Below are 1,524 nucleotides of genomic sequence, written 5' to 3'. Positions count from 1 at the left end.
CCAAGACTATAGGCCGGCCGTCAAACTCGACCTCTTCCACGATCCGATGCCAGCTCATGTTAGGCTGGAGAAGCTTGCAGGTGCCCCAGGATCGCGCCGCTGCCGCACCCGTCCTGGCGCAACAACAGCTGGCTGAAGAAGAATCCGTGGTTCGAGGACGAGGCTGCGCCGGAGCTGCGCCGCCTCGTTCGCGCCGCGTTGGAGCGTTAGCGGAGATCGAGGGGACGCCGCGCAGGGAGACGTCTTTGGCGGCGTGAGACGCAATGAGGACGAGGGGCACACCAGCAAAGGAGCTTCCCTCATGGAGCGAACCATCGCGGCCACTCTTTTCGCCGCCGTCATGGCGACCGCCACAGCCGGCGCAGCCACGGCGCAGACGGCCGAGCCTGCGGCCAAATCCGGCGCGACCGCCGGCGAGGCCGCCGGCCCAGCCCGCGCCGAGCGCATGCAGAAATGGTCGAACCGCCTCAACAAGCGCTTCGAGGCCGACGACAAGAACCGCGACGGCGCGCTGGATCGCGCAGAGGTCGAGGCGCGGCTGAACAAGGCGTTCGACCGGCGCGACAAGAACCGTGACGGCCGCCGCCCGGCGCTCACCGGGAGCTAGGGACAGGCCGCTCCCGAGCCGACGTCGGGGGGGCGCCGGCTCGTCCTGAAGTCCCCACGGCGCGGGCTGTTCCAGCGAATGCGCCGACGGCCGAGAAATTCGCCCGCCGGACAGGAGAGCAGGGGAATAGGCGTCCCCCAACGGTTCACCCGATCTGCTTCAGCGTCTGAAGCATGCCCAGATGGGTCTGGATGGCCGGAACGGCGACGATTGAGGCGCCCTGGGCCACGGGATCGGAGCCGGAGGCGGCGTAGCTCTTGTGCAGGGCGAGGAGCTCGCGATGGCCGAGGATCTGGCCCTGGATGTAGAGCGTGTCGAACTCGGCGGCCGGCGCGCTCTCGAGCTCCTGCAACAGCGCGGCCTGCTTCGGCGTTAGGCCCGCGGCGCCCGGGCGGGAGCCGAAGGCCTTGGCGACCGCGGCCTGTTCGTTGATCTCCAGCTCCGCGAAAGCCCTCACCGCCGAACCGTTGGCCCGGGCGAGCGCGAGCTTGCTGGTCATGGTCGCGAAGTCGCCGCCGGCGAGGATCGGCAGCTTCCTGCCGTCGACTGCGCCGGCCGCGGGCGCGGCCCACGCGAAGGCAGACCCCAGCGCGAGCGGCGCAAGCGCGGCGGCCGAGGCGGTGATCAGAGCGTGTCGTCGATCCATGGAGCTCTCCTGCTGTTGAGGGCCCGAAGAGCCGGGGAGCCGCCTTCGTTCCAGCGCGTCGACGCTTCTCATGCGGCGAGGCGCAAGGGCGAGGGCCGGACCATTCGCGGAACGAAACGGCCCCGGGGGCGTTATGGGCGCCCTTGTGAGGGACGCATGTCGGTCGAACGAGCATTGGTCGGGGAACCCCCGGAAAGCGTCGCGAGCGGCGACCATCGGCTCGACCGCAGCGGCGGCGCGCTCGGGCCCCTCGCCATGGCCGCGCGCGGCG

The 1,524-nt window shown here is 70.5% G+C and carries 2 protein-coding genes; one reads left to right on the top strand and one right to left on the bottom strand.

Annotated elements, in window-relative coordinates; all coding sequences use genetic code 11:
* Nucleotides 1-301: 301 nt before the first annotated feature.
* The gene (locus tag ACIKT0_RS18145) at nt 302-607 is read left to right on the top strand and encodes an EF-hand domain-containing protein (RefSeq protein WP_407106726.1); all 306 of its coding nucleotides are present in this window, start codon (nt 302-304) and stop codon (nt 605-607) included.
* A 145-nt stretch (nt 608-752) separates the two neighbouring features.
* Here ACIKT0_RS18145 and ACIKT0_RS18140 read toward each other — a convergent pair whose 3' ends face one another.
* Entirely contained in the window at nt 753-1,253 is a 501-nt protein-coding gene (locus ACIKT0_RS18140; RefSeq protein ID WP_407106725.1) for a DUF4142 domain-containing protein, read from the bottom strand.
* Between the last annotated feature and the right edge of the window lie 271 nt (nt 1,254-1,524).

It is taken from the genome of Hansschlegelia beijingensis (assembly GCF_045505405.1).
Lineage (GTDB): Bacteria > Pseudomonadota > Alphaproteobacteria > Rhizobiales > Methylopilaceae > Methylopila > Methylopila beijingensis_A.
The sequence above is the reverse complement of the archived record's forward strand: the minus strand, read 5'-3'. Positions and strand labels throughout refer to the sequence as shown.

Excerpts from the sequence above, each read along its gene's own strand:
- ACIKT0_RS18145 (WP_407106726.1), top strand. The coding sequence starts at position 302 with ATGGAGCGAACCATCGCGGCCACTCTTTTCGCCGCCGTCATGGCGACC.
- ACIKT0_RS18140 (WP_407106725.1), bottom strand. The coding sequence starts at position 1,253 with ATGGATCGACGACACGCTCTGATCACCGCCTCGGCCGCCGCGCTTGCG.